The 7,362-nt window shown below is 69.2% G+C and carries 8 protein-coding genes; 2 read left to right on the top strand and 6 right to left on the bottom strand.

Annotated features, from left to right (window positions below):
* Window positions 1-666, top strand: a 666-nt coding sequence (locus B3T77_RS11560) for a sensor histidine kinase (RefSeq protein WP_292079737.1), incomplete at its 5' end; no start/stop codon positions are given.
* On the opposite strand, the gene B3T77_RS11555 is transcribed toward B3T77_RS11560, so the two are convergent.
* Together B3T77_RS11555 and B3T77_RS11550 are read right to left on the bottom strand one after the other, a co-directional pair.
* Complete coding sequence (locus B3T77_RS11555; protein WP_292079735.1) at window positions 663-2,309, bottom strand: M28 family metallopeptidase; 1,647 nt, start codon at window positions 2,307-2,309, stop codon at window positions 663-665. The genes B3T77_RS11560 and B3T77_RS11555 overlap by 4 nt on opposite strands.
* 37 nt (window positions 2,310-2,346) lie before the next feature.
* Window positions 2,347-3,576 (bottom strand): NAD(P)/FAD-dependent oxidoreductase, encoded by a 1,230-nt coding sequence (locus tag B3T77_RS11550; protein ID WP_292079742.1) that lies wholly within the window; start codon window positions 3,574-3,576, stop codon window positions 2,347-2,349.
* Window positions 3,577-3,640: 64 nt separating this feature from the next.
* Here B3T77_RS11550 and greA point away from each other — a divergent pair, with 64 nt between their 5' ends.
* On the top strand, window positions 3,641-4,120 hold the full coding sequence (gene greA / locus B3T77_RS11545; RefSeq protein ID WP_026108478.1) for a transcription elongation factor GreA: 480 nt from the start codon (window positions 3,641-3,643) through the stop codon (window positions 4,118-4,120).
* A gap of 3 nt (window positions 4,121-4,123) precedes the next feature.
* Here the strand turns inward: greA and B3T77_RS11540 are convergent, their stop codons facing one another.
* The 4 genes from B3T77_RS11540 to B3T77_RS11525 form a co-directional block, all read right to left on the bottom strand.
* Window positions 4,124-4,531: a helix-turn-helix domain-containing protein gene (locus B3T77_RS11540; protein WP_091751191.1), complete on the bottom strand. Its 408-nt coding sequence runs from the start codon at window positions 4,529-4,531 to the stop codon at window positions 4,124-4,126.
* Window positions 4,532-4,547: 16 nt separating this feature from the next.
* Window positions 4,548-6,185 (bottom strand): apolipoprotein N-acyltransferase, encoded by a 1,638-nt coding sequence (lnt, locus tag B3T77_RS11535; protein ID WP_292079732.1) that lies wholly within the window; start codon window positions 6,183-6,185, stop codon window positions 4,548-4,550.
* Window positions 6,186-6,189: 4 nt separating this feature from the next.
* Window positions 6,190-6,636, bottom strand: a complete 447-nt coding sequence (gene ybeY / locus B3T77_RS11530) for an rRNA maturation RNase YbeY (RefSeq protein ID WP_292079731.1) — start codon at window positions 6,634-6,636, stop codon at window positions 6,190-6,192.
* Window positions 6,633-7,362, bottom strand: a 730-nt coding sequence (locus tag B3T77_RS11525; RefSeq protein WP_292079730.1) for a PhoH family protein, incomplete at its 5' end; no start/stop codon positions are given. The genes ybeY and B3T77_RS11525, both read right to left, overlap by 4 nt.

The following is a 7,362-nucleotide window of genomic DNA, read 5'->3' as shown; positions in this document are numbered from 1 at the left end:
GAGCTGCGCACGCCGCTGACGACCATCGTCGGCTATTCCGAGCTGCTGGAGACGATGGGCGACCTGCCCGAGCGCAGCCGCCAGCACGCGGGCGCCATCCGCATCGCCGCCAGCCAACTGGCCCGCTCCATCGACGACGTGTTGGACATGGCCCAGATCGACGCCGGCGAGATGGAGCTGTCGCTGGGTGACCTCAGGGTCTGCGACCTATTGAGCCAGGCCGCCGAAAAGGTCCGGGCGCGGGTAGAGGGACGCGGCGCCACACTCACCGTTTCCTGTCCTGCCGATCTCAAACCCATCCGCGCCGACGAACACCGCATCGGCCAGGCGCTGGATCATCTGCTGGAGAATGCGGCGCGCGCCGTGTCCGAAGGCGGGGCGGTGGAGCTGAAGGCCGAGGCCGGCCCGTCCGAAATCCGCCTGACGGTGTCCGACACCGGGCGCGGCATTCCCTATCATCTGCAGGCCCACGTCTTCGACCGCTTCGTGCGGCGCGAGCGCGGCGGTCCCGGCGTGGGTCTGGCTCTGGTCAAGGCCCTGGTCGAACTGCACGGCGGCTGGGCCGAGGTCGAAAGCGAGCCGGGCAAGGGCGCCGCCTTCATCCTGCATCTGCCGCTGGGCGCCGCGACCACCGCCGCCGCGCCCGAGCTTCAGCTGGAACTCTAGCGCCGCGAGGCCTTCGAGGCATCCCGCGCCGGGCCGAACTCGGCGCCCGCGTTCCATTCCGGCCACTGATCCCCGTCCGCCAACTCGCGACCGACGGCATAGATCAGGGCCACATCGGCGGCGGCGGCGTCCATCGTCCAGGTCGAATCCCATTCGTCCGTGGGCTGATGATAGCGGTTCTGGACATAGTCGCGGCTGGCCGCGCTGGCGCCGGTGAAGCCCGCCGCCGGGAACAGGGCCGGCACGCCCTTCAGCGCCAGCGGGAAATGGTCCGAACGATAGAAGGCCCCGGCCTGGGGCGCCGGATCGGCGATCAGGGTGCGGCCCGTTTCGGTCGCGTGGCGCGCTAGAATCTCGTCCAGCTGGTTCTTGCCCTTGCCGATGACGACGACGTTCGGGTCGATCTCGGTCCCCGGTAGCAGGCTGTCGACGTTGATGTTGGCGACCGTGGTCTCCAGCGGCCAGACCGGATTGGCGGCGTAATAGGTCGAGCCCAAGAGGCCCGCCTCTTCGCCAGACCAGGCGGCGAAGACGACCGACCGTTTCGGACGCGGACCTTCGGCGAAGGCGTGGGCCAGTTCCAACAGGGCCGCGACGCCGGTCGCATTGTCCACCGCCGCATTATAGATCTTGTCGTCCTTGGCGTTCGGCGTGCCGACGCCGTAGCCGTCCCAATGGGCCCCGTACATGACGGTCTCGTCCGGGCGTTCGGAGCCGGGTATGCGGGCGATGACGTTCTTGGTCTCCACCTTATCGGCGATCTGGCCGAAATCGACGCTCATCGTCAGGCCGGGCAGGACGACGGGCTTGAAATCGGCGCTGCGCGCGCTGTCCTTCAGGGCCGCGAAATCAAGGCCGGCGGCGGTGAACAGCTCTTCCGCCTTGGCGCGCTGGATCCAGCCCTGGAACGCCGCGCGCTCGGCGTCGGGGTTGGCGCGCACGATGTCGAACTTGGGCGCGGCCGATGAGTTCTGCAGCGTCGACCAGGGATAGCCCGCGCCGGCCGTCTCATGCACCACCAGCACGCCCGCCGCACCGCGACGACCCGCCTCCTGGAACTTGTAGGTCCAGCGGCCATAGAAGGTCATGGCGTTTCCGTCGAACTTGCCCGCGACCGGATCCCCGTCGGGCGCCTGGAAGTCGGGATCGTTGACCAGGACGACGATGATCTTGCCGCGCACGTCCATGTCCTTGAAATCGTCCCACTGGCGCTCGGGCGCCGTTGCGCCGTAGCCGACGAAGACCACGGGAGCGTCGGTCACCGTGATGTGGTTGGTCGGCCGGTCGCTGGACACCAGAACGTCGGGACCGCGCTCAAGGCTGATGGTCTTGCCGCCAACGGTCGCGGCGACGGTCGCCGGACCGTCCTGGCGCGTGCGCGAAAGATGAGCGACCTGGACGAAGGCGCCGTCCGGCCCGCCGCCCTCGGCCCCCGCGGCCTTGAACTGTTCGACGAGCCAGGCGACGGTCTTTTCCTCGCCGGCCGAGGCGGGGGCGCGGCCTTCGAAATCGTCCGACGCCAGAACCCGAACCGACTCATTCATCCGCGCGACGTCGATGTTCGGCGTCGTCTCCTGCGCCAAGGCCGGGGACCAGGCCATCATCAGGGCCAGGATGGAAACAGCGGGGAGGGCGTGGCGCATCGGATACTCCTGATCGAACCGCGCGACCCTGCCTTTCTCAGTTCCGGCTGTCGAGCCAGTCGATGACGCCCTCGGCTGCGACGACGGCGGAGGCGAAGCTGGCCTGAAGCAGATAGCCGCCTGTCGGCGCCTCCCAATCCAGCATCTCGCCGGCGACGAAGACACCCGGTCGCGCCGCCAGCATCAGCCGTTCGTCCACGCCGTCCAACACCACGCCGCCCGCCGAGGAAATCGCCCGTTCCAGTCCCTGAACGCCGGTCAGGGTCAGGGGCATGGCCTTGATCCGCTCGGCCAACGCCCGAGGCGAGGCGGGCAGGGGACCAGCCTCATACAGCAGGGCGACGGCGGCCGGCTCCAGTCCGACCACCTTGCGCAGATGGTTCGACAGGCTGGCCTTGCCGCGCGGCTTCGACAGGCGGTCTGTCAGTTTTCCGACCGCCACATCCGGCTTCAGGTCGATCTGGATCTCGGCGCGCCCCGCCGTCTCGACCGTCGTCCTCAGCGCGGCGGACAGCGCATAGATGGCGCCGCCCTCGATACCGTAACGGGCGATCATCGCTTCGCCCCGCGCCGTCCGGTCGCCATGGGTGACAGCGACGCCTTTCAGCGGCTGGCCCGCGAACCGATCACGGAACAGCGCCGACCAGGCCACGTCGAAGCCGACATTGGCCGGTTGGAACGGCGACACGGCGGCGCCCTGCGCTTGGAGCCACGGCGTCCAGGCGCCGTCCGAACCCAGGCGCGGCCAGCTGGCGCCGCCCAGAGCCAGGACCAAGGCGTCGGGCCGTTCCAGTCGCTCCCCGTCCGGCGTCTCAAACACCAGCGCGCCGTCGCGCCAACCGCTCCAGCGCGAGCGCGTGCGGATCTCGACGCCCTGCGCCTCCAGCCGCGCCAGCCAGGCCCGCACCAGGGGGGACGCCTTCATGGCTCTCGGAAACACCCGCCCGCTTGAGCCGACGAAGGTTTCCTGCCCCAGGGCCTCGACCCAGGCGGTCAGGTCGGCAGGCGTGAACCGGTCGATCCAGGCGGCGGCCGTCGGCTGGGCCGGCCCATAGCGAGTCATGAACCGGTCCAGCGGTTCCGAATGGGTCAGGTTCAGCCCGCCGCGCCCAGCCATCAGCAGCTTGCGGGCCACGGACGGCATCCGGTCGTGCACCACGACCGTCGCCCCTGCCTGCGCCAGCCGTTCGGCCGCCATCAATCCGGCAGGACCGGCGCCGATCACGTGAACGGTGCGGGAGGTCGTAAGACTGGGCGACTGTTGCATGGCGTGGCTTTGCGCGCTTGCGGCCGCGCTGGCTATAGGCGTCGTCATCGCTATGTTCCCTACCATGAGCGTTGCCTTCACCCGCGAAGAAGATCTGGAAGCCACCGCCGCCGACCTGGCGGACCGCCCGATCTCGCCCCATCCCAATCTGGTCACGCCCGAGGGGCTGGCTGCTATCGAGGCCGAACTGGCCTCGGCCCGCGCCGCCTATACGGCCGCCCAGGTGCAAGGCTCGATCGAGAGCGATCGCACCGCCATGGCCCGCGCGACGCGGGACCTGCGCTACTGGTCCGCACGGCGCGCTTCGGCCCAGCTGATCGCGCCGACCGAGGACGATGGGGCCGTGCGGTTCGGGGGTTCCGTCTCCATCGAGCGCGAGGATGGGCGTGCCCAGACCTGGCGCATCGTCGGCGAAGACGAGGCCGATCCCGCCGCAGGCTCGGTCAGCCATGTCTCGCCCCTCGCCCGCGCCGTTATGGGCAAAAGGGTCGGCGACGAGGTGACGGTGGCCGGTCAGTCGGCCGAGATCGTCGCGGTCGGCTAGACCTCAGTTCTGGGCGTCCTCGTCGCCTAGCATATCCCGCATCATGTCCAGGATCAGCTTCTGCTTGCGCGCGGGCAGGCGTGGCGCCAGGCGCGTGATCTCAACGCTGGTCTTGGTCGGACGGTGCTCGTGGTCGAAGGCGGGCGCTTCTTCGGCGACGCCGACCGTCGCGCTGCTGTAGCCGTCGAAGAAGAAGGGGATGCCGACCTTCATGAACTCGGCCATTTCGAACAGTTTCGAGGCCGAGACGCGGTTCGTGCCCTTTTCGTACTTCTGTACCTGCTGGAAGCTGACGCCGACGGCCTTGGCCAAGGCGGTCTGGGTCAGGCCAAGGTCGAGACGCTTTTCCTGAACGCGACGGCCGACATGGCGATCGACGGGATGCGGATCCTCGTCCTTTTCACGCGCCATCGCCGTCACCCTTCACCTAAATCGCTGCTTGATTCCCCTGGACCCTAGATCGCCGGACCGACGGCCACAAGGACAGGATGAACGCTGTTAGCACTGAGAAAAAGAACAGGAAATCGCCAAATCGACCGTAGGGCGTGACGCCCGTCGGACGGGGCAGGGGCGCGTCGATGACGCCCATGACGCCCGGCTCCAGCCGTTGGCCCTCGACGATCCGGCCCCACGGGTCGATCATGGCCGAAATGCCGGTCGGGGTGGCCCGCGCGATGGGCAGGCCGGTCTCGATGGCGCGATAGCTGGCCAGGTTCAGGTGCTGGCGCGGGCCCGAGGTCGCGCCGAACCAGGCGTCATTGGACGCATTGACGATCCACTCGGGCCGCCCGGCCGCGCCGGGCGTGAAGCCGGGATACAGGCTCTCGTAGCAGATCAGCACCTGCGCCGGCGGGGCCCCTGGAACCGAAATCGGGGCCGGCGTCGGTCCGGCGGAAAAGTCGCTGGGCATATGCACCAGGCTGCGCAGGCCGATGGAGGTCATGATCGACCCTAGAGGCAGGTACTCGCCGAACGGCACCAGCCGGTGCTTGTCATAGACGGCGGCGACCCTTAGTCCCGCCCCGCCTTCGTCGGCTAGGGCGAACAGGCTGTTGTAATAGCGCGCGCCCTCGGGCGCAGTCAGGTCCGGCTCGCCGCGCGCCAGGCCCATCAGCAGGGTCTGTCCGGGACGAAGGGCGCTCGCGATGGCCTGGGCGTCGGCTGAGGCGAAGACGTCGTTGGCCGAGGCGGGCAGGGCGCCTTCGGGCCAGACCACGACATTGGGCGTCCGCGTCGCGCTCTGACCCGTCAGGGCGACATAGCGATCGACGATGGAGCGATAGGCCTCGGGCGACCATTTGGTCTCCTGCTTCACATCGGCCTGAACCAGGCGGACGACCGTGTCGGTGAGCTGAAGGTCCGATTGCGCCAGCCTGACGGCGCCGAAGCCGCCGACGGCGATCAGGGCCAAGGCGCCCAGGCCTGCGCAGATCAGGCGGCTGCGCTTGTCGCCCGGCCCGATCAGGGGCGCGAAGGCCGCTGTGGCCGCGACCGTGACCAGGCTCAGCCCATAGACGCCGACGACCGAGGCGAACTGGGACATGCCGCCGCCCGCGCGCCAGGTCGCGCCGGCCGGATTCCACGGAAAGCCCGTCAGCACATGGCCGCGCAACCATTCAGTCGCGCAGAACAGGGCGGCGAACAACAGCACCCGCACGGCGCCCAGCGGCGCGAACCGACGATAGAGGGCGCAGGCCGTCCCCCAGAACAGACCCAGGCCCGCCGGCAGCAGGCTGGCCGCGAACGGCGCCATCCACGCCTGTTCGGGATTGACGAAGAACGCCTCGGCCACCCACCAGCAGCCGACGAAGAAATAGGCGAACCCCGCCAGCCACCCCATCCAGAAAGCGCCGCGCGTCGTGTCGGACCGCTCCGACAGGATCATCAGCAGCGGATAGCCCAAAAGCCCGATCAGCACGCCGAACGGCGGATGGGCGAAGGCCGTCCCGGCGCCGGCCAGCAGCGCCAGAACGATGCGGATCAGCCGCCACGTCAGGGCGCGCTTCCTGTCGGGCAGGGCGCGGATCGGGGCCGCGAAACGGTCCAGCAGGGCGTCGGGGAACATCGGGTCAGTCCTGCTCGGCGAGATAGGGGTCGGCGACGCCGATCTGGGCCAGGATTTCGCGCTCCTCGGCCTCCATCTCCTCGGCCTCGGCGTCGTCCTCGTGGTCGCGGCCCAGCAGGTGCAGCACGCCATGCACGACCAGATGGCTCAGATGATCGGCCAGGGTCTTACCCTGGGCCTCGGCCTCGGTCGCGCAGACGCCGAAAGCCAGAACGATGTCGCCCAGATGCGGAAAGGCGTTCTCCGGCGCCGGGAAGGACAGGACATTGGTCGGCCTGTCCTTGTCGCGAAACCGGCCGTTCAGCTCGCGCACGGCGGCGTCGTCAGTCAGCAGGACGACGATGTCGCCCTCCACCGTGCCCAGCGCGGCCTGCGCCGTGCGTTCGACGATGGCCTCGACGTCCGGCAGGGCGCCGGTCCAGGCCTCGGCCTCGACTTCAATCTCGATCATGCGGGGTCTTCGAGGTCCGGGGCGGGGCGTCCGCGCGCGGCGTCGGCGTCATAGGCGCGCACGATCCGCTCCACCATGGCGTGACGCACCACGTCGGAAGCCTCGAACTTCAGGATGCCGACACCCTGAACCCCGTCCAGAATCCGCAGGGCGTGGGCCAGGCCGGAATCGCGCGGGTTCAGCAGGTCGATCTGCGACGGATCGCCCGTGACCACCATCCGCGCACCCTCGCCCAGGCGCGTCAGCACCATCTTCATCTGCAGACGACTGGTGTTCTGGGCCTCATCGACGATAACGAAGGCATGGCTGAGCGTGCGGCCGCGCATGAAGGCGATCGGGGCGGCTTCGATCTCGCCCTTGTCGCGACGCCGCTGCACGTCCTCGGCTCCCAGAATGTCATTCAGCGCCTCCCAGATCGGCGCCAGATAGGGGTCGACCTTTTCGTTCAGATCGCCCGGCAGAAAGCCCAGCTTCTCGCCCGCCTCGACCGCCGGGCGGGTGATGACCAGTCGGTCCACCTGCCCCCGCCGCAGCAGCGATGCGCCATAGGCCGCCGCCAGAAAGGTCTTGCCGGTGCCCGCCGGGCCGACGCCGAAGCTCAGTTCGCACCGGCCCAGCATGTCCAGATAGGCGGCCTGCGCCTTGGTCTTGGGCACGATGGCGCCGCGCTTGCCGCCCGGCAGCGACACGCCCGCCGCCGCCATGCCCGGCGTGCCGCGACCGCCG

This window comes from Brevundimonas sp. UBA7838 (assembly GCF_002500885.1).
Lineage (GTDB): Bacteria > Pseudomonadota > Alphaproteobacteria > Caulobacterales > Caulobacteraceae > Brevundimonas > Brevundimonas vesicularis_C.
The sequence above is the reverse complement of the archived record's forward strand: the minus strand, read 5'-3'. Positions and strand labels throughout refer to the sequence as shown.